Below are 22,668 nucleotides of genomic sequence, written 5' to 3'. Positions count from 1 at the left end.
TGTCCCCTAAAAAATCATTACCTGTACTATCGGCCTGTTACCAAAAACCTTGAGCATTCAGCTTATTGACTATACAAGTTGACCGCATTTTAAGCATTAAATTCATAAAACGATTTAACCTCAAAAAATAAATTCCGATGAAATTAAAGCTAAAAAAATTAAAGCTTTTAATTTTCAATAAAATACCAGACTGTGGTTAAATCTGTATTTGGCATGTCACACTTGCACTTCGGCCGCTTCGCAGGTAACTTGTATAACATCTTAGTCAGCAAGAACCTGAAAATGCTAAACGTTACTGCTTTGCACCATCATCACAGGCACTAGCCGTCCGATATTTCGGAGGGCTGAAGTCTGGCGCTCCGGTGGTAACGTATCAAAAACCCCGAGCCCAGGCCCGGGGTTTTTGTTTATTGTATTAATCTTTTTAAGTTATCGTCACGGAGACTATTATGAGTCCGGCAACAGAAAGTAAACGCTTACGTATCGCAATGCAGAAGTCTGGCCGTTTATCGGTTGATTCCCAAGCCCTTTTTACCAGTTGCGGTTTAAAAATCAATTTACGGGAGCAACGTCTGATAGCCCATGTTGAGAATATGGATATCGATATCCTGCGGGTGCGGGATGATGATATTCCCGGCCTGGTGATGGACGGGGTTTGCGACTTAGGTATTGTTGGCGAAAACGTGCTGGAAGAAGAATCGCTGCAGCGCCAGCTGGATAACGATAGCTTTGACTACACGGTACTTAAACGGCTGGATTTTGGCGGTTGCCGCTTATCCATTGCCGTACCACAGGAGGATGAGTACCAGGGGCCAGCTTCGCTTGATGGCAAAACCATTGCCACCACCTACCCGAGATTACTTGGCCGTTATTTAAAACAGCAGGGTGTTAATGCGCGGGTAGTCAATCTAAAAGGCTCGGTCGAAGTGGCTCCTCGTGCAGGCTTAGCAGATGCAATATGTGATTTAGTGTCAACCGGTGCGACACTGGAAGCCAACGGCTTAAAAGAGGTAGATGTTATTTACCGCAGCAAAGCAGTGCTTATTCAGCGCAAAGACTTAACCGACAGCAAGCAGTTAAAACTTATTAATAAACTTATGCCGCGCATTAATGGCGTAATGCAAGCCAATGAAAGCAAATATATTATGTTGCATGCACCACGCGCCCGCCTGGATGAAGTGATTGCCCTGCTACCCGGCGCCGAAAACCCAACCATGCTGCCGCTGGCCGGTAATGACAGCATGGTCGCTATTCACGTGGTCAGCAGTGAAACCCTGTTTTGGGAGACCATGGAGCAACTAAAAGCCCTGGGTGCCAGCTCCATATTAGTATTGCCGATTGAAAAAATGATGGAGTAACTATGGTTACCGCTAAGGCTACTACTTCGGCTGCCGTGTATAACTGGCCGCAATTGTCCACTGAGCAACAGCAAGCTGCGCTGGCCCGGCCTGAAATGGCGGACTCCGCCGATTTATCAGAACAGGTACGGACCATTATTACCACGGTAAAACAGCAGGGTGACCAGGCACTTCGCGTCTACAGCAAGCAGTTTGATGGTTTAACAGACAACCCGCTGCGGCTGAGTGACAGCAAAAAACGCCAGATCCTGGCCCACTTGCTACCGGAGCGCAAAGCTGCCATCGAGCTGGCTTATGACAATATCCGTAAATTTCATGCTGCCCAGCTGCCGCGGGATATTGAAGTGGAAACCAGCAGCGGCGTCATGTGTCAGCTGAAAAGCCGGGCGATCGGCGCAGTGGGGTTGTATATTCCGGGCGGCAGTGCACCCTTACCATCAACGGTGTTAATGCTGGGCGTACCGGCGCAGTTAGCGGGATGCCCCAGGTCCGTGCTGGTGACCCCCCCTGGCAAGCCAGCCGCTGATGATATTGCACCTGAAATTCTGTATGCCGCTGAGCTGTGTGGTATTACTGAGATTTATACCATAGGGGGTGCCCAGGCCATTGCCGCCCTGGCCTATGGCACGGAGAGTATTGCCAAAGTAGATAAGATTTTTGGCCCGGGTAACCGTTATGTTACCGAGGCCAAACAACAAGTGAGTCAGGATGTCAAAGGTGCGATGATTGATATGCCAGCCGGCCCGTCTGAGGTATTGGTACTGGCTGATAACACTGCCAACCCGGCTTTTGTTGCTGCCGATTTGTTATCACAGGCCGAGCACGGCCCCGACTCACAAGTTGTATTAGTCAGTGACTGTGCAGAGCTCATTGCCAGGGTACAAACTGAAGTAACAACACAACTGGCTGCATTACCACGTAAAGCTATCGCCGAAGCAGCGCTGAGTCACAGCCGTTATATTTTAACAGCCGACTTAACGCAGGCTGTCGCAGTAACCAACGCTTACGCCCCGGAGCATTTAATTGTGCAAACGGCAATGGATGATGAGCTGGTGGCGCAGTTCAGCAGTGCAGCCAGTATTTTTGTCGGCCCGTGGACGCCGGAGTCAGCAGGGGACTATGCCAGTGGTACCAATCATGTGCTGCCGACTTACGGGTACAGCAAAACGGTATCCAGTTTGTCATTAACTGACTTCTATCGCCGTTATACTGTGCAGAAATTATCAGCGACCGGCATGCGCAACATTGGCCCGGCTATTGTAACGCTGGCCGAAGCGGAGAGTTTAACCGCGCACGCCAACGCCGTGCGGCTGCGCCTGGCAGCACTTAATGGCTCAACAGCCAACAATGATAATAGTGGCGGAGACTAAACATGTCTGATCTGAGCGTTCCTGAAATAAATAACCTTGCCCGGCAGTTGGTAAAAGATCTCGTACCTTACGCCTCGGCGCGCAGCAGTATGAGTGGCGGCGCGGTGTGGCTCAATGCCAACGAAAATGCCCTGGCACCGGCCTATCAGCTGGATGGCACCTTTAACCGCTATCCGTCATGTCAGCCAAAAGCGGTAATCAATGCCTATGCGGCCTATGCCGGCGTAGCGCCAGAGCAGGTGCTGGTTAGCCGGGGTGCTGATGAAGGCATTGAGCTGTTGATCCGCAGCTTCTGTGAACCTAAGCTAGATAGCATTACCCTTTGCCCGCCAACTTATGGCATGTATGCGATTAGTGCCGAAAGTAACCAGACTGCGGTCAATAAAGTGTTGCTGTTAAACAGTGAACAGCTCGATTTGGCCGGTATTTTTGCTACCGAACCGAAACTGGTGTTTATCTGCAGCCCGAATAATCCGACTGGTGATTTGATCCCACGCCAGCAAATTATTGCCGTGCTGGAGCATTTTAAAGACAAAGCATTGGTGGTGGTGGATGAGGCTTATATTGAATTTGCGCCCGAAGCGTCGGTAGTGCCGTTGCTAAGCACCTATCCGCATTTAGTGGTGCTACGCACCCTGTCCAAAGCTTTTGGTCTGGCCGGGTTGCGCTGTGGTTTTACCCTGGCTGCACCGGCGGTAATCAGCGCCCTGAAAAAGATGATTGCCCCCTACCCGATTGCTGAACCGGTAGCGCAAATTGCCGCTCAGGCTTTATCAGCAAAGGGCATTATTCAGATGCAGCAAAGCGTGGCGACCATTAACCGGTTACGCAACGATTTTATCGCCACAGCGCAGCAACTGCCGGGGGTGCAACGAGTATGGCCCAGTAATGCCAATTACGTATTATTGCAGGTTGCCGATGCAGCAGACTGTGTCGCTGAGCTGATTAACGCCGACATTTTAATCCGTAATCAGTCCAGTCAGCTAGGGTTATCGCAGGTAGTGCGGGTGTCGATTGGCAGCCCTGACGAAATGCAGCGCCTGACAACAGCGATGCAACAGTATTTTTCTGAACCAAAACCTGATCCTGAAATTCCTGAAAAGAGAGAGCACGCATGAGTGGCCAGCCTATTTTATTTATTGACCGCGACGGCACCATGGTGGAAGAACCACCAATCGATAAGCAACTCGACAGCCTGGAAAAACTCGCCTACGAGCCCGGCTTGGTGCCTGCTCTGCTGAAACTGCAGGGCGCCGGTTACCAACTGGTGATGGTAACCAACCAGGATGGTCTGGGCACGGACAGCTTTCCGCGCGATAGCTTTGATGCGCCGCACAACAAAATGATGCAGCTATTAACGTCGCAAGGCATTAACTTTGCTGATGTGCTGATTTGTCCGCATTTTGAACAGGATAACTGCAGTTGCCGCAAGCCGAAACTGGGGCTGGTCAAAGACTACCTGCAACAGGGTAAAATCGACTTTACCAATTCTTTTGTGATTGGCGACCGCCTGACCGACGTGCAACTGGCCGACAATATGGGGCTGCCGTCATTTCAGTATAACCGTGATACCCTGGGCTGGAGTGAGATCACCAAACGGCTGCTCAGCCGCGGCCGCCAGGCGACAGTAAGACGCACTACCCGGGAAACCGATATTGCAATCAGCGTTGATCTGGATAGTAGTGGTAACAACAGCTTTAATACCGGGGTCGGCTTTTTCGACCATATGCTGGAGCAAATTGCTACTCACGGCGGTTTTTCACTGCAAGTTAAGGTCGAGGGTGATCTCCATATCGATGATCACCACAGTGTCGAAGACACCGCCCTGGCACTGGGCCAGGCATTGAAACAGGCGCTCGGCAATAAGCGTGGTATAAACCGCTTTGGTTTTGTACTGCCCATGGATGAGTGCCGGGCAGAGTGCGTACTGGATTTATCCGGCCGGCCCCTGTTTAAATTTGATGCTGATTTAGGCGAAGGCAGTGTCGGCGGTTTAAACCTGGAAATGGTGCCGCACTTTTTCCGCTCACTCAGTGATGCCATGTTAATAAGTCTGCATCTATCGATTACCGCGGGCAATAAGCACCATATGGTAGAAGGCCTGTTTAAAGCCTTTGGCCGCGCCTTGCGCCAGGCTATTACGGTATCCGGCGAAGCGCTGCCAAGCTCTAAGGGAGTATTGTAATGCAATTGGTGATTGTTGATACCGGTTGCGCCAATATCAGCTCGGTATATTTTGCCTTCAAACGACTGGGGGTTGAGGCCACGATCAGCCGGGAGGCCGCGGTAATTAAAGCTGCCGACAAAGTGGTGTTGCCGGGCGTCGGCACCGCGCACAACGCTATGGCTCAGCTGCAACACAGTGACCTTATCGACACGCTGCAAGGCCTGCAGCAACCCTTGCTGGGTATTTGCTTAGGCATGCAGATGTTAAGCAGCCACAGTATGGAAGGTGACGTGCCCTGTTTAAACCTGATACCGGGTGAGGTACTGCCGATGCAAAGTGCCGGCCTTCGCTTACCGCATATGGGCTGGAATACCCTGCATAATATCGGCGGACATCCGGTACTGAAAGGTTTCAACAGCAGTGACTATGTGTATTTTGTCCATAGTTTTGCGGTAGCACCCGGTGAGCATTCATTGGCCCTGTGTAATTATGGTAATGATTTCGCCGCAGTAATTGGCAAAGATAACGTAGCAGGCGCCCAGTTTCACCCGGAACGCTCTGGCAAAACCGGCGCCCGCTTATTGCAGAATTTTTTGGAGTGGCAATTGTGATTATTCCGGCAATAGACTTAATAGACGGTACTGTGGTCCGCCTGTATCAGGGCCGCTACGACAGCACAACCCAATATCAGTTCAGCCCGATTAGCTTACGTAACCAATATGCCCAGGATGGCTGCGACTGGCTGCATATAGTTGATTTGTCCGGGGCTAAAGATGCCAGTAAACGCCAGTTAGCGCTGTTAACTGAATTGATGACAGCGTCACCGTTGCATATTCAGGTTGGCGGTGGTGTGCGTAGTGAACAGGATGTTATTGATTTACTTGATGCCGGTGCCGGCCGGGTAGTGATTGGCAGCCTGGCCATTCGCGACCCCGAACTGGTGCAGGGCTGGATCCGCAAATACGGTGGCGAGCATATTGTGCTGGCACTGGATGTCGCTATTAACGATAAAGGCGAGAAAACTCTGCCGTCGCACGGCTGGATTGAACAATCCAATATTACCTTAGAGCAGGTACTGGATGACTATATTGCTGCAGGTGCCAAGCATGTGCTATGTACCGATATCAGCCGCGATGGCACTTTAAGTGGTTCAAATGTCGCGCTTTACCGCGAGCTGACCGCCCATTACCCGCAAATTCAGTGGCAGGCATCCGGCGGTATTGGTTCGTTGGCTGATATTAAAGCCTTAACCGGTAGTGGCGTGGCCGGCGTGATCCTTGGCCGCTCGTTGCTGGAAGGTAAATTTAGCCTGAAGGAGGCCATTGCATGCTGGCAAAACGGTTAATTCCCTGTTTAGATGTGCGTGATGGCAAGGTCGTTAAGGGCGTGCAGTTTCGTAACCATGAAATCATTGGCGATATTGTGCCGTTAGCGCAGCGTTATGCTGAAGCCGGCGCCGATGAGCTGGTATTTTACGATATTACTGCCTCGAGCGATGGCCGGGTAGTCGACAAAAGCTGGGTACGGCGCATCGCCGAAGTTATCGATATCCCATTTTGTGTCGCTGGTGGCATTAAAAGTGTGGTCGATGCCGGCAAAATTCTGGAAATGGGCGCTGATAAAGTCTCAGTTAACAGCCCCGCCCTGGCGCGCCCTGAGCTAATTAGTGAGCTTAATCATGTGTTCGGTCAGCAGTGTGTGGTGGTGGGTATCGACAGCTTCTTTGATGTCGCCTCTGGCCAGTATCAGGTATACCAGTTTACCGGTGATGAAAGCCGCACCCAGAAAACCCGCTGGCTTACCCGCGATTGGGTGGCTGAAGTGCAAGCGCGTGGTGCTGGCGAGATTGTGCTTAACTGCATGAATCAGGACGGCGTGCGCCAGGGTTATGATATTGCCCAGTTAAAAAGCATTCGCGACGTCTGTAAAGTGCCGTTGATTGCCAGTGGCGGCGCCGGCAGCATGGAACATTTTACTCAGGTGTTTCAGCAAGCCGATGTCGATGGCGCGTTGGCAGCCAGTGTGTTTCACAAAGCGATTATTGAAATTGCAGCGCTTAAAACGAAATTGATTGCCGATGGAATCAGCATACGGCCTTAGAGAAAACCTATGAACCAAGAACAAATCAGCCAGCTTAGCTGGCCCGAAAGCCAGTTACTACCGGCCATAGTGCAGCATGCCATTTCCGGCAAAGTACTGATGCAGGGGTATATGAACCCGGCAGCGTTGCAGCACACATTGCAAAGTGGCCAGGTGACGTTTTTCAGTCGCAGCAAACAGCGGCTTTGGACCAAAGGTGAAAGCTCTGGCAATACGCTGCAGCTGGTCAGCATTGCCAGCGACTGCGATAGCGATAGCATTTTAGTACTGGCCAAGCCGCAGGGCCCAACCTGCCATGTCGGCACTGAAACCTGCTGGCACGACAATACTGCCAATAGCCCTCAGCTCAGTTTCTTATACGATTTAGAACAGGTTATTCAAAGCCGTGAAGGCGCCGACCCGGCCAGCAGCTACACTGCCAGCTTGTTTGCTAAAGGCGTCAAACGCATCGCCCAGAAAGTAGGCGAAGAAGGGGTTGAGTCGGCCCTGGCGGCAATGGCCGGTGACAAAGAAGAACTGGCCAATGAAGCAGCCGATTTAATTTTCCACCTGCTGGTGCTGCTGCGCAGCCAGCAATTGGAATTAAACGATGTGATTAAAGTATTACAACAGCGCCATAACTAGCAGTGATACGCTGAAAAATTGGCAAAAAAATAGCGCCGTGCGGCGCTATTTTCATCGTAAAATTTAATCTATTGCCATCCAGTGCTGTACTGCTGAGGCCAGTTCGTCCGGATGAAACTTAGCAATAAACTGGTCGGCGCCAACTTTTTTTACCATCGCCTCGTTAAATACGCCGCTAAGCGATGAATGCAGCACAATATGGATATTTTTCAGATGTTCATGTGCTTTAACCGCTGCAGTCAGGGTATAGCCGTCCATTTCCGGCATTTCAATATCGGAAATCAGTAACGGCACCTGCTCAGAAATATCTCCACCCATCTCTTCCGCTTTCGCCGTTAACCAATCCAGCGCCAAGCGGCCATCATTAACCAGTTCAACATTAATACCAATTGAACTTAATGCCCGCTTTACCTGGTTGCGGGCCACGGCCGAGTCATCTGCAACCAGTACCGTTAATTTTGATAAATCACGCGCTGATGTGCGTTGTTTAATCTGCTCACTTACTTCTTCATCTGGCGGCGATATTTCTGCAAATACTTTTTCCACATCGAGAATTTGTACCAACTTATCATCCAGCTGAGTCACCGCCGTCAGGTAGTGACTGCGCCCAGCCCCTTTTGGCGGTGGCAAGATTTGTTCCCAGTTAATATTTACAATCCGGTCAATGCCGCCGACCAGAAACCCCTGGGTAGTGCGGTTATACTCGGTTACCAGAATATAAGCCTTACTTAAATCTTCGATAGCTTTGCCGCCGGTCGCTTTACTGAGATCGATGACGGTCACCGGCGTACCCCTTAAATGGGCGATGCCTCTGACATGGGCGTTGGAACCTGGCATATCGGTTAATTGCGGGCACTGAATAACCTCACGCACTTTAAACACGTTAATGCCATAAGGTTGCTGCCCGGTTAAACGGAAAATCAGCAATTCCAGACGATTCTGACCAACAATATTGGTCCTTTGGTCTACCGAACTCATTAATGAACTCATGGTGCTTCCTCACTGCAACCTGGGTTGCGTTAAAATCAGGTCTCAAATTTTGAACTGACAGTTACCAGTGATTCGGACAGTACCCGTAAATCGTCTGATATACCATGCACACTCAACTGCAAGCTCTTGGTTTGGGCAAATGATCCTATCATTTTAGCGGTATTACTGGCGATTTGCTCGGCAACCATGGTTTGTTGTTCAGTGGCTGTAGCAATCTGTGCATTTAACATGCTGATTTGCTGCACTTCCTGATTAATTTGCTCAATCGAGCTACCTGCATCGGCGGCCAGGCTGGCTGAATGCTCAGCATTGCTTACCGCCTGACTCATTATACTGACCGCACCACTAACATTATCGTTCAGTTGCCGCAGTACTTCCTGCACCATAGTTACCGATTTTGCCGTTTTCGACGATAAGTTACGTACTTCATCAGCAACCACTGAGAACCCTCTGCCGTGCTCACCGGCTCTGGCCGCTTCTATCGCGGCATTTAATGCCAACAAGTTGGTTTGATCAGCAATATCGTTAATGCTTTTCAAAATTTCAGTAACATTCTTTGTTTTCTCAGCCAGCTCTGTAATAACATCCTGAGCATGCTTTATTTCATCGGATAAGCCCTGCGAGTATTTCACGGCATGGCTGGTTTTGTCCAAACCCAGCTTTGCTAACTCATTTGCTTTACCTGCACCGGTAGCCGCATCATTCGCTGATTGACTAATGTCCTGCACTGATAGTTGCATCTCCGCCATGCTATGGCTGACGGTTTCAGAATTATCAGACTGCTCCAGCGTCATTTTTTCCATGTTATTCATGCCAGAAGCCAGATCTTTAGCACTGCGGTTTAGCGGCTCTATCGTTTTAGCCAAATCGTTGAACGAGGTCTGCAGCATTTGAATAAACAGGTTAAACTGCTTTGCCACCACACCCAGCTCATCATTTCCTGTTACCGGCAACCGGCTGGCCAGATTACCTTTGCCACTGGCCAGTTCTGCCAGCGATACGCCGAGGGTTCTGGCCGAGTTACTTATCCGGCTGGCGATAAAATGGCCAAGTCCAGCCGTTAACAAGATCAGCACACTGCCCAGCCCCAGAATCACGGCTAATGCCAAATCCATATTATCTGACATATCTTCGATTGCCCGGGAAAAGCGCTCGTCAGCCTGCTGTTCAAACCCGGTAAACCGGCTGTCCAGACTCTCAAACTGCTCAGTTTTCGTCGCCACACTGGCCTGAATTTTAGCAAAATCAACATCGCCATCAATAAACTGCTGGGCAATTCCTCCAGCCAGGCTGGCATAATTTCCGGCATCTTGCTGCAAATCATTCAGTAATTGCTGCTGGCCGGGGTTGAGCGTTTTCAGGCGCTCCAGGTTTTGCTGTAATTTATTACTATGTTGTTGCGCCGTCGCCAATAAGTCAGGATCTGACAAGGTTACTGCCTGGGTAAAAAACTCATCGAGAGAAGTAAAACCTGACCGAACCTGCGACGCCAGTTTTGACGTTTCATACATATAGTCCCGCATACTCTGCGTAGTCGCATTGTTTTTCGCCGTAAAAAACACACTCACTGCCACTACCGTAGAAAATGCAATTACTGCCAGGCCGATAACCAGCCAGATTTTCATCACTATCGACATATTTTTCATAACAATACTCTTTTATGCCAGCCACCCGGCTGGCAGCAAAAATGCAGTTAATTCAGGGTAAGAACAACTTTTACTGCATCTGTTACGCTGGAGGCATCAACATAGCCTATAGCATTAGGGTTTTGAGCGACATGTTCAATTACCGCCGCTTCGGTTGCTAATTCAAGTGGCGGGGTCCCCTTGCCGGTAAACACCAGTTTTGACCAATGCGCTTTTAACTGGGCAGATGAGCGGCCAACACCTTTTTCATCAAACTGGCCGCGTAGTGGCGAACTCTCGGCAATGTTTACCGCGGCAAGAGCGGAAGACCGGCCGGTATACAGTCGGGTCAGTTCATCCGTCGTCAGGTTTGTTGAGTTAGCCGGGTTGACGATAACGGCAATATCAGCGACAACCGGCAACGCAGTACCAGAAGCAGCAAGGAGTAAAACAATGGCTAAGTTTCTGCTTAACATAAAGGCTCCTTAAAAAACCAAATCAACACCGAATGCCAGTAAACCATTACGTTGGCCGAGGGTGTCATTATCTTCTGAACTAAACTGCGCTTTAAACGCTGCTGAAGGATGGAAATCGTATCGGACGCCAATGTTCCAGGTGCTGGCATCGCGTTCCTGACTCGCTACCAAGCCCTGCACCGGCACCAACAACTGGGGGGGTAATACGGCGGTATAAGGTTGATAAATACTGACGACAGCGTCATTATTTTCCCGCTCGTAGGAAATATATGGGGTAAAGCTATTAAACCGTTTACCTAGTGAGGCATACCAGTTTTTCTGGGTGGCGACAAAGCTATTTTCAACTTCGACCCGCGTGTATTCCGCCACGGCAATCCAGTCACTATCGTCGTAAGTTAACCCGATACCAGTAAAGTTAGAGCTTTCATCATCAATATCAATTGCCGTTACCAGGGGCGACAAACCATTGGCAGCCAGCGCCTGATATAAGTTGCCAACAGTAAAGTCCGGGGCCAGCGAAACCGACGTTGTTTCTATGCTGGTCTTACCAATAAGATAAGCAAAACGGGCGCTAAAAGCATCTTTGGCTAGCTCCCAGGTAATACCCGCCACGTTATCAATTGTGGCATTGACCTGGGTACCACTTAAGCTGGCGGTACCATCGTAACCCCCGAAAATAAGCTGCAGAGTAGAATCGATATTACCCAGCTGAGCTGTGCGGTAAAACGTTAGCCCTTCAATCGAATCAAAACCCAGACCATAAACGCCTTGTGGTACCCGTAACCAGTCGTAAGCGTAGCCAACGTCCTTAAAATCAGAATATTTATAAAAAGGCGTGCGCAATCTTCCGGCATTAATTGTCATATTGTCACTAAGCTGATAACTGATAAACGCCCATTCAAAGCCCACATCAAAGTCATCCTGGCCCCGGCCAAGTAACTGGGCGGTAACCGATAATTTTTCGCCAAGATCTGATTTAACCTGCAACGCGATCAGGCTTTCATTCTTAAAATCAAGGGTATCATCATAGCCGTATAATTGTTCATCGCTGCCGGTAGTTATACCCGCTTTGATTGAAGCAAAGCCGTTTATAGTAGTACTTGAGTTAGCAGTGACGGGGATTAGAGCAATGACTAGGGACATGGCTAAAAGATTTTTTTTCATTATTACCTCGCTGAACTACATCTAACAATCTTGTTCAACATCCGTGCTTCACAATAACTTGTACCGATATAGTAATTACCGGAATAAAACCAATGGTTTTCTTATTATTACCAAGCAAAGCTTAGGCTATAACCTAAAAAATGGCGCAATGGTTAATCAATATTTTTTACATCAATCGATCAGGTTTTGCGCGTTCTGTCTTTCTAACCTGATTAAACTGTAACAGGGTTTGTCGACACCTTGACAAGCTGCAGCCTGACGCTGAGTATAGTGGTGTCCCGCGTATCATACGCTACAACTACAATAAAAGAGAGTTTATGAAAAAATCTTTAATAGTGCTGGCGCTGGCCAGCAGCTTTGCCATGGCCGATGAGGGCATGTGGATGCCACAGCAACTGCCTGAAATAGCAGACGAACTGAAAGCCGCTGGTCTGGAGCTGGACCCGGCTAACCTGACTAAACTTACCGAATTCCCAATGGCGGCAATTGTCAGCCTGGGCGGATGTTCAGCCTCTTTTGTCTCACCTGAGGGCCTGGTAGTCACGAATCATCACTGTGTGTATAACAGCATCGCTCATAACTCTACACCAGAGAATGATTTACTTGCCAATGGCTTTCTGGCGTCAACAATGACTGACGAAGTTCCGGCGGCACCAGGAAGCCGGGTATATGTCACCAAAGCGGTTGACAACGTCACGGCACAAGTGATTGATGACGCAACCGCCAAACTAAGCGGCAAAAAACGGATTGACGCGATAGAAGCCAACCAGAAAAAATTGATAGCCGAGTGTGAACAGGACAAAGGCCATCGTTGCCGGGTTGCTGCGTACTACGGTAGCCTGGAATACTACCTGATTAAGCAGCTGGAAATTAAAGACGTGCGGCTGGTTCACGCCCCGGCAGAGGGCGTAGGCAAATTCGGTGGCGACACCGACAACTGGATGTGGCCGCGTCATACCGGCGACTATGGCTTTTTACGGGCTTATGTAAGCCCGGATGGCAAGTCTGCAGATTACCATGAAGACAATGTGCCCTATAAACCAGACCATTACCTTAAGCTGGCAGCCGAAGGGTTAGACGAGGGTGACTTCGTTATGGCGCTGGGTTACCCCGGCCGGACCAACCGGCACTTGCTGCCCTCAGAAGTGAGTGAAACCTTTGAGTGGAGCTACCCGAATACCGTGCAGCAGTTTAAAGACACGCTGGCTATTATTGACCGGGTTACCGCAACCAACAAAGACGCCGAACTAAAATATGCCAGCAGAGTAGCCGGCCTGAACAACTATATGAAAAACCGTCAGGGTATGCTGGACAGTTTTGCAGAGAGTGATTTTTTACAGCGTAAAACTGCTGAGCATCAGGCGCTGACGTCATGGGTTAACAGCAGCCGCGACAATAAAAAGGCTTACGCAAAAGACCTGACAACCATTGAAAAACTGTTAGCCGAGCAGCACCGTAAAGCCCGCGCCGATTATGTGCTTAACAATGCGACGCCACGCTTACTCACGGTAGCGCGCTCGGTATACCGCCTGGCGCAGGAGAGCACTAAGCCTGACACTGAGCGTAAAGCCGGTTTCCAGCAACGGGATGTACCTCGCTTTAAAGCCTTTGTAACCGGCATGGAGCGTAACTTCGATGTCAGCGTGGAAAAAGCGCTGGATTTACACAATCTGACGAAATATGTCGCTCTGCCGAAAAAACAACGTAATGCTGACTTTGATCGCGTTTTAGGTATTAAAAGCGACATGAGTAACAATGAGCTGAGTGCGCTTATTGACAGCTGGTATGCTAACACCAGTTTAACTGAGCTGAGCAACCGGACAGCATTGATCGATAGTACACCTGCTGAGTTTAGTCAGAGTGCTGATCCTTTTGTGATGGCGGCAGTTGCGCTGTATAAATCTGATCTGCAACAAGAAGCCGAAGAAGAAGAACTTGGCGGTAAAGTCCAGCAAGCTTATGCCAGCTATATGCGGGCGAAAATGGCCTTTATGCAAGATCAGGGACAAGCGGTTTATCCTGATGCTAACAGTACATTGCGGGTGACCTACGGTAATGTCAAAGGCCGGGCACACGGCAATGAAGACGGTAATGCCTGGGCGCCTTTCACCACGTTACGCGGCATTACTGCCAAAGCAACGGGTGAAGGTGAGTTTAATGCGCCAGCAGAGCAGCTTGCGGCAATTAAAGCTAAAAACTACGGTCCTTATCTGGAACCTGGCCTGAATTCAGTGCCAGTGAATTACCTGGCAACCCTGGATATTACTGGCGGAAATTCAGGTTCAGCCATTTTAAACAGCAAAGGAGAATTTGTTGGCCTGGCGTTTGATGGAACCCTAGATTCAATTATCTCAGACTGGGATTATAATCCGGCGAATACCCGCTCTATTCAGGTAGATTTACGTTTTATGCTGTGGCAAATGCAACAGGTGGATAACGCAACCGCGTTACTACAGGAAATCGGCGTGAAATAATCCAGGTTGCGGTTAGGCCGCAACAGCCCCTCCCCGAAAAACCTCTGCCACGCAGAGGTTTTTTTTAGCAAAAGTTACAGAAAACTGGTGAAGTCAGACAGTTACAGCTAAAGTAATATGGCCATGGCTAAACACAGTAAGTATTTGCTTAAAGAGTCCAGCTTAATTCAAATGCTTGATCCTCTGGCCGCTGACTGGAACACGACCCAGCGTTCAGATCACGACAATGCCGCCTGCCATCTCGCGGCAGAAATAGATTTTTCCCGTTTAAATAGCCTGTTTGATCACTTTCTGGACGCCATGGGCATTACCATTGCGTTGATTGGGCTGGATGGCAAAATACTCGCATCATCGAAATGGCAACGCGCCTGTATTCAGTTTCACCGGGTAAATGAAACCAGCCGCCAACGCTGCGTAGAAAGCGACGTCAACTTAGCCAGTCAGTTGCAGCAAGATCGTAAGTATGCACTGTATAAATGTCGCAATGGCTTAACTGACTGCTCAACGCCACTTATTATCAATGATGTTCATCTCGCTAATTTATTTATTGGCCAATTCTTCCTGACCGAACCCAATTTAACATTCTTTACCTCTCAGGCTCAGGAGCTTGGTTTCAGTGAGCAGGACTACCTCAGTGCGATAGCAGAAGTGCCAATAGTTGCCGAAGAAAAGCTACCCGCACTGCTAAATTTACTGACCTCACTGGCACAGCAAATTGCAGAGCTTAGCATGGCCAATCAACGCTATGCCCGCACCGTTAGTAGCGTTGAGCAACAAATTACCGAACGTACTCAGCAACTGGAACTGCAAAATCTGATTCTAAGCCAGATAAGTCAGGGTGTGGGGCTAACCGACATTTTAACCTGTATGGTCAGGCAAATTGAACTATTGCACCCGGGCATGCGCTGCTCAGTGCTGTTGTTAGATCCATCAGGCCAGCATTTACGACATGGTGCGGCCCCCTCCCTGCCCGAATTCTATAATCATGCTGTCGATAATCTGCCGATTGGCATCGGCCAGGGCTCTTGTGGTACAGCCGCCTATACCGGTGAGCCGGTGATCGTTGAGGACATTAACAGCCACCCCTACTGGCAGCCCTTTCTGGAGTTAACTCAGGCGGCTAATCTGGCGGCGTGCTGGTCACACCCCATCAAAAATGCTCAAGGCAAAGTATTAGGGACCTTCGGTATTTATCACAGCGAACCTTGCCAGCCCACTGCCAGCCAACGGCAGCAAATTGCCAGTTATAGCAACCTGGCCGAACTGGCAATTGACCGTAGCTTATCGGCAGAGAAAATTCGCCGTTTGGCATTCTATGATGACTTAACCGGCCTGCCCAACCGCCGTTTACTGGAAGAACGGCTGCAACAGGCCATTGTAAACAGCAAGCGCAGTAAACATTACTGTGTAATGATGTTTATTGATTTAGATAACTTCAAACCGGTTAATGACTTATATGGCCATAAAACCGGCGATCAGGTGCTTAGTCAGGTAGGACATCGTATTTGTCAGGTCGTGCGAGAGGCAGACACTGTTGGTCGTTTCGGCGGTGATGAATTTATTGTGCTGTTACATGACATTGCCGCAAATAAAACACAATGCCGGCAACGTGCCGAACAGGTTGCAACTAAAATTGCAGCCACAATCAGTGAACCCCTGATTGTTGACGAGCAACACCAGCTAAGCCACTGTTGCAACAGCAGTATTGGCTTAGTGCTGTTTAGTGGCGAACAGACTGCTGCTGACTTACTACTGCGCCAGGCTGATGCCGCCATGTATCAGGCGAAAAGCCGCGGTAAAAACCAGTTTTGCTGGTATCAACCTTGAGCCTGGGGTTTTAACAAGCGAGCGGCCAACCGAACAAAGTCAGATGACGTTAAAATACCAATAATCTTATTCGCGCTGTCCACTACCGGCAAGCAACCATGACGGTTTGCCACAAAAAAATCAGCAACTTCGGCAAGCGATTGCTCAGCGGTGACAGCAGCAAAATCGGTTGCCATTAATTCACTGACTAACAGCTGTTTTTCTTTACGTTCCAGCGCCACGGCACCATACTGCGCCATTAACCCCATGACTTTAGCAATCATTATTCTCTGAGTCAGCATACCTGTCAGCTCACCATTAGCATCAATTACCGGAATGTGCCGCACGTTCTTTTCGCGCATTAGATCATGTGCGTCTTTTAAGCTATCACTGCGTAATACACACAGAGGATCAGCGGTCATTAGTTCGGCTACAGTAGTAATGGTCATAAAAATTACTCCTTGTCGGGTTAACATCATCATCTGACTAACAGGTATAACTAAAATTTTAGCGTCCTGCCTGAAGCTGGATCATATTTAATGTTAGTTATGCCATTTTTTTAACGCAACCGGCCAAATAACCGTGCAGCCCATTAAACCATTTGGGGCAGTGGCAAGTATTACTTAATCGGCTGATCAAGGTAGTAAAATCCACACCTATTGTGTTACTAAATTTCACAAATAGCGGCAGCAATAATAGTTATACTTAGTCCTGTTATTTGATAAGGAGAATCCATGTTCAAGCGCATGTTGCTAATGCTGATTATTGCTGGCCTGATTTTTGGCGGCATTTTCGGTTACAAGGCCGTCGGCAATTATTTTATGAACCAGTATTTTGACACCATGCCGATGCCGGTTGCCACTATTACGGCTACAACAGCTACCACTGCGCAGTGGCAGCCTTTTGTCAGCGCGGTGGGCAGTTTTGCCGCAGTTAACAGTACTGAGCTTTCTACCGAAGCCGGTGGCATTATTACCAGTATTCAGTTTGATAATGCCAGTGAAGTGCGTAAGGGCCAGTTATTGTTAACGCTGGATGACAGTGTCGACCAAGCAGATCTAACCCGTCTGGCGGCAGCACAAAAACTGGCAGATCTTGAGCTGGACCGGTTGCAAACCTTACTGCGTGACAAAGGTGTGTCAGAGTTGGATGTGCGGCGGCGGGAAAGTGAAGCGGCGCAGGCTGAAGCAGCCGTGGCCTCGCAACAGGCACGGATCGCTCAGAAGACCATTCATGCGCCCTTTGACGGCGTTACCGGTATTCGGCAGGTCAGTCTGGGCCAGCTGGTAGCGCCCGGTGACAACGTTGTGTCACTACAATCGCTTGATCCTATTTATCTGAATTTCAGTTTACCCGAACAGCAACTTGCCAGCATAACCAAAGGCCAGCAACTCACAGTTAGTGTCGATGCCTGGGCCGACCAGCAGTTTAGTGGCGAAATTACCGCAATTGCGCCAGCAGTGCGGCAGTCCAGCCGCAGCATTGAGGTGCAGGCGACCTTCGCTAACCCGGATCACAAATTACGGCCCGGTATGTTTGCCCGGGTGCAGATGGACACTGGGCAGCGTAATGATGTAACGCTGGTACCGCAAACAGCTGTTCAGTTTAATCCCTACGGTAATTCGGTGTTTATTATCCGCGACAACGACGGCAAACTTACCGCCCACCAGCGCTTTGTCAGTACCGGCCAGAGCCGCGGCGATGTTATTGCCATTACCGATGGCCTTGAACCTGGCGACAGGGTAGCGACCTCAGGCTTACTGAAGCTGCGTAATGGCGCTGAAGTCAAAATCAGTGACAATGAGCAGGCAACCCCGACTGCAGAACCTGATCCAACACCGGCAAACCAGTAAGGACAAACCACAATGCGCTTTACTGATGTATTTATAAAAAAACCGATTTTGGCCTCGGTAGTCAGCTTATTTATTATCCTGCTTGGTTTGCGAGCCATAATGGATATGAATGTCAGGCAGTTTCCGGAAATTCAGAACGCGGTAGTAACGGTTAATACTGTTTATGTTGGTGCAGATGCCGACCTTATTCAGGGATTTATCACCACCCCGCTGGAGCGCGAAATTGCGTCGGCCGAGGGTATCGACTATCTGGTCTCAACTTCGGTTGCCGGTTCCAGCACAGTTGAAGCCTATCTGCGGCTGGATTACGACCCGAATGAAGCGCTGACTCAAATCGCCGCTCAGGTAAACAAAGTCCGCTCCGAACTGCCAGAAAACGCCCGAGACCCGGTTATTTCACTGAAGGTCGGCCAGGACACTGCTGCAATGTACCTGTCGTTTTATTCAGATGTATTGGGTAACAATCAGATCACTGACTATATCGTGCGGGTCATTGAACCCCAACTGGCGACCATCCCCGGCGTACAACGGGCGGAAATTCTCGGCGCCCGTACTTTTGCCATGCGGATCTGGCTCGACCCGGCCAAGATGGCCGCCTTTGGTATTACCGGATCTGATATCAGCAACGCACTACGCAGTAACAATGTCCTGGCAGCGCTGGGCCGCACTAAAGGCCAGATGGTGGCGGTAGATTTAAATGCCGCCACCGATTTACGCAGCGCCGAACAGTTTGCCGAGTTAGTAATTAGCGCTGACAGCGAGGCACTGGTGCGGTTAAAAGATGTGGCGACTGTCGAGCTGGGCGCGGAAAGTTACGACAGCTCGGTTAGCTTTAATGGCCTGGCCGCTACCTTTATTGGCATTGAAATTTCTCCCGATGCCAATGCATTAGACGTCATCGCTGAGGTAAGAAAAGTCTGGGACCGCGATATTATTCCGCAGTTACCAGAAGGGCTGGATGCCGATATTCCATACGACTCAACCGAGTATATTGAAAACGCTATCGACGAAGTGGTTATTTCTATCGTCTTAGCACTGGTCATTGTTATTCTGGTCATTTATGCCTTTTTAGGCTCAATGCGCAGCGTTATTATTCCTGCGGTAGCGATACCAGTATCGTTAATAGGTACTTTCTTTTTAATGTGGTTACTCGGCTTCACCATTAATCTGTTAACCCTGCTGGCAATGGTGCTGGCAATCGGCATTGTGGTAGATGATGCCATTATTATGCTGGAGAACATTCACCGCCACATTGAAGAAGGTAAATCACGAACTGAAGCGGCAATTCTGGGGGCGCGCGAGCTGGCCTGGCCTATTATCACTATGTCGACCACTCTGGTTGCGGTGTTTTTACCTATCGGCTTTGTGGGTGGACTAACCGGGGTATTATTTGTCGAATTCGCTTTTACCCTGGCTGCTTCGGTTATTTTATCCGGTGTGGTTGCCTTAACGCTGTCACCAGTAATGTGTGCCTATATTCTTAAAGCCCATCAGAGCGGCGACCCGAATGAAAAGTCGCTGGAACACTGGCTGGATCAGCGCTTTGACAAACTGCGTAGCGGTTATCAGCGCCAGCTTCATAACACCCTGAATTATTTGCCGGTAGTCCTGACGTTTGGCGCTATCGTGCTGGTATCTTGTTATTTTCTGTTCACGACCAGCCCGTCAGAACTGGAGCCACCTGAGGATCAGGGCTTTGTATTTTCTATTCTGGAAGCAGACAGTTTTGCTACGTTGGATTATCTGGAAAAAAATACCAGCGAGCTGAACAAACTGAGCACGGTAGCACCTGAGATTAAAAATATTTTTATTATTAACGGTACTGGCAGTACCAATAATGCCATAGCAGGCTTTGTATTGGCGCCGTGGGACCAGCGCGAACGCACCACTGCCACAGTGCTGGAGCAAAATATTCAGCCCTTTATGGCAGACCTGCCGGGCATCAACAGTTTTGCTCTGGTGCCGCCTTCCCTGCCATCACCAGGTGGGGGTACCCCGGTCGAATTTATTGTCGGTTCTACCCAGCCGTTTTCTGCCCTGCAAGACGTGGTGCAGGAAATCCTCGGCCGGGCGATGGCGTCGGGTCGCTTTATTTTTGTCGACAGTGACTTAAAAATAAACCGGCCGCGGCAAACCGTCGAGGTTGATCGCGAAAAAGCGGCGCTGATGGGCGTATCGATGCAGCAAATTGCCGCTGACTTAGGCAGTTTAATGTCTGGCGCTGATGCCGGCCGTTTTGCGCTTGATAACCGCTCGTACCGGGTCATTCCGCAGGTGGCACGCAGTGAGCGGCTAAACCCTGAACAATTAAAAGACTTTTATACCCGCAACCGTGACGGTGAGCTGGTGCCGCTATCCTCACTGGTTAGTTTAACCGAGTCAGTACAGCCGCAAGCACTGAAAGGTTTTCAGCAGCTTAATGCAGTAAAAATATCTGGTGTGCCCCGCCCTGGTGTGCCCCTGGGCGATGCGCTGGCCGTGCTGGATCAGATAGCCGCCGAGGTAATGCCAGCCGGCTTCAGTGTCGATTATGCCGGCCAGTCACGACAGTTTAAGGCCGAGGGCCAGCAACTGGTCGTTACCTTCTTTTTCGCGTTGATAGTCATTTTCCTTATTTTGGCAGCGCAGTTTGAATCGTTTAAAAACGCCATTATCATTATGGTCACAGTGCCAATGAGTGTCTGCGGTGCGCTGATATTTACCAGCTTAGGCCTAACCAGTATCAATATTTATACGCAGGTGGGCTTACTAACCCTGGTTGGATTAATTGCCAAGCATGGCATTCTGATCGTGGAATTCGCCAATCAGCTGCAACTGGACGGCCGCAGTAAACGTGACGCCATTGAAGAGGCCACGTCCATTCGCTTGCGGCCTATTTTAATGACCACCGCAGCAACAGTACTGGCGATGATCCCATTACTAATAGCAACAGGCGCGGGGGCCGGCTCGCGTTATGCGATGGGACTGGTGATTGCCAGTGGCATGACCATAGGAACCCTGTTTACGTTATATGTTGTGCCGGCCATGTATGTATTGCTGGCCCGTGACTACCAGCTACAACCTGAGCACTCCGGTGCAGCCCAGCCTGTCAGTAACTGACGGCCAGCTAAACTGAAGCGGCCCGTTGCTGTCCCGCCCGTTACTATAAATAACGGGCTTTTTTTTAAGCAAACTGATCGCTTTTACTGGTTGGGACGTTAATAGCTGCGACAACTTTGTCCTGACAATGTAACAGAAGGAAACATCATGAAAGTCTCACAATTACTTACCGGTTCGCTGTTGCTCGCTTCGTTAATGCTGACTGTGCAAGCGCACAATCACAAGAAATCTGCTGATATTGTCGATACAGCGGTGGCTGCCGGCGATTTCACTACCTTAGTTACTGCGGTAAAAGCGGCCGATTTGGTCGAAACGTTAAAAGGTGAAGGTCCGTTTACTGTATTTGCGCCTAACGATGCGGCTTTTGCGAAAATTCCGGCGGCTGATCTAAATGCTTTAGTTGCTGACAAAGCAGCATTAACCAATGTATTAACCTACCACGTCGTAGCCGGTAAAGTAATGGCAGCAGATGTGGTTAAAATGGACTCTGCCACTACTGTGCAGGGCCAGGATATTGCTATTGAAGTAAAAATGGGCAAAGTTTATGTTAACGGTGCTGAAGTTATCGCCACCGATATTAAAACCAGTAATGGCGTAATCCATGTCCTGGACAGCGTAATAATGCCAAAAATGTAACTGGCACTAGCCAGGCAGTGCATCTTCGCACTGCTTAATGGTCCGAAATCACCGGTGGGGCTTGTTTTGCCCTGCCGGCAGTTAACGAGCTGCCAAGCGAGGCAGCAATGACCAGTAAAATGGCCAGCCATTGCCACACCGTTAGTAACTCTGCCAGAATAAGAAAGCCTGCCAACGCCGCGATAGCCGGTTCCATACTCATAAATACACTGAAGTTTTGCGATGTCATATGGCGCAGCGCTACCATTTCCAGGGAATAGGGGATGGCACTGGATAAGATCCCAACCAATAAACCAAGCGGCAGTACCTGCCAGCTGAGCAACGCCATACCCTGCGTCACCGCGCCCACCGGCACCAGTACCAGCGCCGCAACAGTCATCCCCAGTGCTACCGTAATACCCCCTGAGGCCTGCGAGCCGGTTTTCTTACCAAATAAAATATAGCCGGCCCAACAGGCACCCGCTGCTAATGCCAGCAGTACGCCAACAGGATCAAGTGCATCGGCACCACGCATATCAGGCAACAGCAATAAAATGCCGGCAACAGCACAAGCGACCCAGAATAAATCTCTTTTTCGCCGCGACGCCAGTAAGGCTACTGCCAACGGTCCGGTAAACTCCAGTGCCACCCCAATACCTAATGGGATCCGTGCTATCGCCAGATAAAACAAAATATTCATGCCGCCTAAACACAGGCCATAGACAATAATAGCCTGCCAGTCGCGGCCCTGCGGCAGTGCCCGCCACGGGCGGAACACCAGCCATAGCACAACTGCAGAGAAGCCAAGGCGCAACGCAGTGGTTCCATCCGGCCCGATTAATGGAAAAAGCTGCTTAGCCAGCGAGGCACCACTTTGAATGGTGATCATTGCCAACAGCACGCTGCAAATTGCCAGCAGTAAGGTTTTATCAATGGTATGCGCCATA

Annotated in this window: 19 protein-coding genes; 13 read left to right on the top strand and 6 right to left on the bottom strand. The window is 49.6% G+C overall.

Going from position 1 to position 22,668, the window contains the following annotated elements; genetic code table 11:
- The first annotated feature begins 449 nt into the window (after nucleotides 1-449).
- Genes hisG through hisIE form a run of 8 tightly spaced genes read left to right on the top strand, consistent with a single transcriptional unit; the run spans nucleotide 450 to nucleotide 7,619 of the window.
- Entirely contained in the window at nucleotides 450-1,358 is a 909-nt protein-coding gene (hisG, locus tag KG631_RS16280) for an ATP phosphoribosyltransferase (protein WP_214000710.1), read from the top strand.
- A 2-nt stretch (nucleotides 1,359-1,360) separates the two neighbouring features.
- The gene (gene hisD / locus KG631_RS16275) at nucleotides 1,361-2,728 is read left to right on the top strand and encodes a histidinol dehydrogenase (protein ID WP_214000709.1); all 1,368 of its coding nucleotides are present in this window, start codon (nucleotides 1,361-1,363) and stop codon (nucleotides 2,726-2,728) included.
- Nucleotides 2,729-2,730: 2 nt separating this feature from the next.
- Nucleotides 2,731-3,846, top strand: a complete 1,116-nt coding sequence (gene hisC / locus KG631_RS16270) for a histidinol-phosphate transaminase (RefSeq protein ID WP_214000708.1) — start codon at nucleotides 2,731-2,733, stop codon at nucleotides 3,844-3,846.
- Nucleotides 3,843-4,913 (top strand): bifunctional histidinol-phosphatase/imidazoleglycerol-phosphate dehydratase HisB, encoded by a 1,071-nt coding sequence (gene hisB / locus KG631_RS16265; RefSeq protein ID WP_214000707.1) that lies wholly within the window; start codon nucleotides 3,843-3,845, stop codon nucleotides 4,911-4,913. Before hisC ends, hisB begins: the two co-directional genes overlap by 4 nt.
- Nucleotides 4,913-5,506 carry an imidazole glycerol phosphate synthase subunit HisH gene (gene hisH / locus KG631_RS16260; RefSeq protein WP_214000706.1) on the top strand — a complete coding sequence of 198 codons (594 nt, stop codon included), beginning with the start codon at nucleotides 4,913-4,915 and terminating at the stop codon, nucleotides 5,504-5,506. The genes hisB and hisH overlap by 1 nt, the downstream gene beginning before the upstream one ends.
- Entirely contained in the window at nucleotides 5,494-6,240 is a 747-nt protein-coding gene (gene hisA, locus KG631_RS16255) for a 1-(5-phosphoribosyl)-5-[(5-phosphoribosylamino)methylideneamino]imidazole-4-carboxamide isomerase (RefSeq protein WP_365869276.1), read from the top strand. The genes hisH and hisA overlap by 13 nt, the downstream gene beginning before the upstream one ends.
- Nucleotides 6,222-6,995 (top strand): imidazole glycerol phosphate synthase subunit HisF, encoded by a 774-nt coding sequence (gene hisF, locus KG631_RS16250; protein WP_214000705.1) that lies wholly within the window; start codon nucleotides 6,222-6,224, stop codon nucleotides 6,993-6,995. The genes hisA and hisF overlap by 19 nt, the downstream gene beginning before the upstream one ends.
- Before the next feature lie 9 nt (nucleotides 6,996-7,004).
- On the top strand, nucleotides 7,005-7,619 hold the full coding sequence (gene hisIE / locus KG631_RS16245; RefSeq protein ID WP_214000704.1) for a bifunctional phosphoribosyl-AMP cyclohydrolase/phosphoribosyl-ATP diphosphatase HisIE: 615 nt from the start codon (nucleotides 7,005-7,007) through the stop codon (nucleotides 7,617-7,619).
- A gap of 63 nt (nucleotides 7,620-7,682) precedes the next feature.
- On the opposite strand, the gene KG631_RS16240 is transcribed toward hisIE, so the two are convergent.
- From KG631_RS16240 to KG631_RS16225, 4 genes are read right to left on the bottom strand one after another with little or no spacing between them, the layout of a single operon-like run.
- The gene (locus KG631_RS16240; RefSeq protein ID WP_214000703.1) at nucleotides 7,683-8,609 is read right to left on the bottom strand and encodes a chemotaxis protein; all 927 of its coding nucleotides are present in this window, start codon (nucleotides 8,607-8,609) and stop codon (nucleotides 7,683-7,685) included.
- A 35-nt stretch (nucleotides 8,610-8,644) separates the two neighbouring features.
- Nucleotides 8,645-10,255 (bottom strand): methyl-accepting chemotaxis protein, encoded by a 1,611-nt coding sequence (locus tag KG631_RS16235; RefSeq protein WP_214000702.1) that lies wholly within the window; start codon nucleotides 10,253-10,255, stop codon nucleotides 8,645-8,647.
- A 47-nt stretch (nucleotides 10,256-10,302) separates the two neighbouring features.
- Nucleotides 10,303-10,710: a phosphate ABC transporter substrate-binding protein gene (locus KG631_RS16230; protein ID WP_214000701.1), complete on the bottom strand. Its 408-nt coding sequence runs from the start codon at nucleotides 10,708-10,710 to the stop codon at nucleotides 10,303-10,305.
- A 9-nt stretch (nucleotides 10,711-10,719) separates the two neighbouring features.
- The gene (locus KG631_RS16225) at nucleotides 10,720-11,874 is read right to left on the bottom strand and encodes a porin (RefSeq protein WP_301003934.1); all 1,155 of its coding nucleotides are present in this window, start codon (nucleotides 11,872-11,874) and stop codon (nucleotides 10,720-10,722) included.
- A gap of 317 nt (nucleotides 11,875-12,191) precedes the next feature.
- On the opposite strand from KG631_RS16225, the gene KG631_RS16220 reads away from it, so the two are divergent.
- Nucleotides 12,192-14,348, top strand: a complete 2,157-nt coding sequence (locus tag KG631_RS16220) for a S46 family peptidase (protein ID WP_214000700.1) — start codon at nucleotides 12,192-12,194, stop codon at nucleotides 14,346-14,348.
- A gap of 123 nt (nucleotides 14,349-14,471) precedes the next feature.
- Nucleotides 14,472-16,175 carry a diguanylate cyclase gene (locus tag KG631_RS16215; protein WP_214000699.1) on the top strand — a complete coding sequence of 568 codons (1,704 nt, stop codon included), beginning with the start codon at nucleotides 14,472-14,474 and terminating at the stop codon, nucleotides 16,173-16,175.
- Here KG631_RS16215 and KG631_RS16210 read toward each other — a convergent pair.
- The gene (locus tag KG631_RS16210; RefSeq protein WP_214000698.1) at nucleotides 16,166-16,603 is read right to left on the bottom strand and encodes a CBS domain-containing protein; all 438 of its coding nucleotides are present in this window, start codon (nucleotides 16,601-16,603) and stop codon (nucleotides 16,166-16,168) included. The genes KG631_RS16215 and KG631_RS16210 overlap by 10 nt on opposite strands.
- A gap of 285 nt (nucleotides 16,604-16,888) precedes the next feature.
- Between KG631_RS16210 and KG631_RS16205 the strand changes: the two genes are divergently transcribed.
- The 3 genes from KG631_RS16205 to KG631_RS16195 all read left to right on the top strand — a co-directional run bounded on the left by KG631_RS16205 (nucleotide 16,889) and on the right by KG631_RS16195 (nucleotide 21,742).
- The gene (locus tag KG631_RS16205) at nucleotides 16,889-18,007 is read left to right on the top strand and encodes an efflux RND transporter periplasmic adaptor subunit (protein WP_214000697.1); all 1,119 of its coding nucleotides are present in this window, start codon (nucleotides 16,889-16,891) and stop codon (nucleotides 18,005-18,007) included.
- A 12-nt stretch (nucleotides 18,008-18,019) separates the two neighbouring features.
- Nucleotides 18,020-21,106 (top strand): efflux RND transporter permease subunit, encoded by a 3,087-nt coding sequence (locus KG631_RS16200; protein ID WP_214000696.1) that lies wholly within the window; start codon nucleotides 18,020-18,022, stop codon nucleotides 21,104-21,106.
- A 147-nt stretch (nucleotides 21,107-21,253) separates the two neighbouring features.
- Nucleotides 21,254-21,742: a fasciclin domain-containing protein gene (locus KG631_RS16195; protein ID WP_214000695.1), complete on the top strand. Its 489-nt coding sequence runs from the start codon at nucleotides 21,254-21,256 to the stop codon at nucleotides 21,740-21,742.
- A gap of 34 nt (nucleotides 21,743-21,776) precedes the next feature.
- On the opposite strand, the gene KG631_RS16190 is transcribed toward KG631_RS16195, so the two are convergent.
- The gene (locus KG631_RS16190) at nucleotides 21,777-22,667 is read right to left on the bottom strand and encodes a DMT family transporter (protein WP_214000694.1); all 891 of its coding nucleotides are present in this window, start codon (nucleotides 22,665-22,667) and stop codon (nucleotides 21,777-21,779) included.
- Nucleotide 22,668 lies beyond the last annotated feature (1 nt).

The organism is Arsukibacterium sp., from assembly GCF_018402695.1.
Lineage (GTDB): Bacteria > Pseudomonadota > Gammaproteobacteria > Enterobacterales > Alteromonadaceae > Alishewanella.
Note: the sequence above shows the minus strand (reverse complement) of the source record. Positions and strands in the feature narration are given on the sequence as shown.

Coding starts and splice junctions, on each gene's coding strand:
- hisG (WP_214000710.1), top strand. CDS start 450: ATGAGTCCGGCAACAGAAAGTAAACGCTTACGTATCGCAATGCAGAAG.
- hisD (WP_214000709.1), top strand. CDS start 1,361: ATGGTTACCGCTAAGGCTACTACTTCGGCTGCCGTGTATAACTGGCCG.
- hisC (WP_214000708.1), top strand. CDS start 2,731: ATGTCTGATCTGAGCGTTCCTGAAATAAATAACCTTGCCCGGCAGTTG.
- hisB (WP_214000707.1), top strand. CDS start 3,843: ATGAGTGGCCAGCCTATTTTATTTATTGACCGCGACGGCACCATGGTG.
- hisH (WP_214000706.1), top strand. CDS start 4,913: ATGCAATTGGTGATTGTTGATACCGGTTGCGCCAATATCAGCTCGGTA.
- hisF (WP_214000705.1), top strand. CDS start 6,222: ATGCTGGCAAAACGGTTAATTCCCTGTTTAGATGTGCGTGATGGCAAG.
- hisIE (WP_214000704.1), top strand. CDS start 7,005: ATGAACCAAGAACAAATCAGCCAGCTTAGCTGGCCCGAAAGCCAGTTA.
- KG631_RS16240 (WP_214000703.1), bottom strand. CDS start 8,609: ATGAGTTCATTAATGAGTTCGGTAGACCAAAGGACCAATATTGTTGGT.
- KG631_RS16235 (WP_214000702.1), bottom strand. CDS start 10,255: ATGAAAAATATGTCGATAGTGATGAAAATCTGGCTGGTTATCGGCCTG.
- KG631_RS16230 (WP_214000701.1), bottom strand. CDS start 10,710: ATGTTAAGCAGAAACTTAGCCATTGTTTTACTCCTTGCTGCTTCTGGT.
- KG631_RS16225 (WP_301003934.1), bottom strand. CDS start 11,874: ATGAAAAAAAATCTTTTAGCCATGTCCCTAGTCATTGCTCTAATCCCC.
- KG631_RS16220 (WP_214000700.1), top strand. CDS start 12,192: ATGAAAAAATCTTTAATAGTGCTGGCGCTGGCCAGCAGCTTTGCCATG.
- KG631_RS16215 (WP_214000699.1), top strand. CDS start 14,472: ATGGCTAAACACAGTAAGTATTTGCTTAAAGAGTCCAGCTTAATTCAA.
- KG631_RS16210 (WP_214000698.1), bottom strand. CDS start 16,603: ATGACCATTACTACTGTAGCCGAACTAATGACCGCTGATCCTCTGTGT.
- KG631_RS16205 (WP_214000697.1), top strand. CDS start 16,889: ATGTTCAAGCGCATGTTGCTAATGCTGATTATTGCTGGCCTGATTTTT.
- KG631_RS16200 (WP_214000696.1), top strand. CDS start 18,020: ATGCGCTTTACTGATGTATTTATAAAAAAACCGATTTTGGCCTCGGTA.
- KG631_RS16195 (WP_214000695.1), top strand. CDS start 21,254: ATGAAAGTCTCACAATTACTTACCGGTTCGCTGTTGCTCGCTTCGTTA.
- KG631_RS16190 (WP_214000694.1), bottom strand. CDS start 22,667: ATGGCGCATACCATTGATAAAACCTTACTGCTGGCAATTTGCAGCGTG.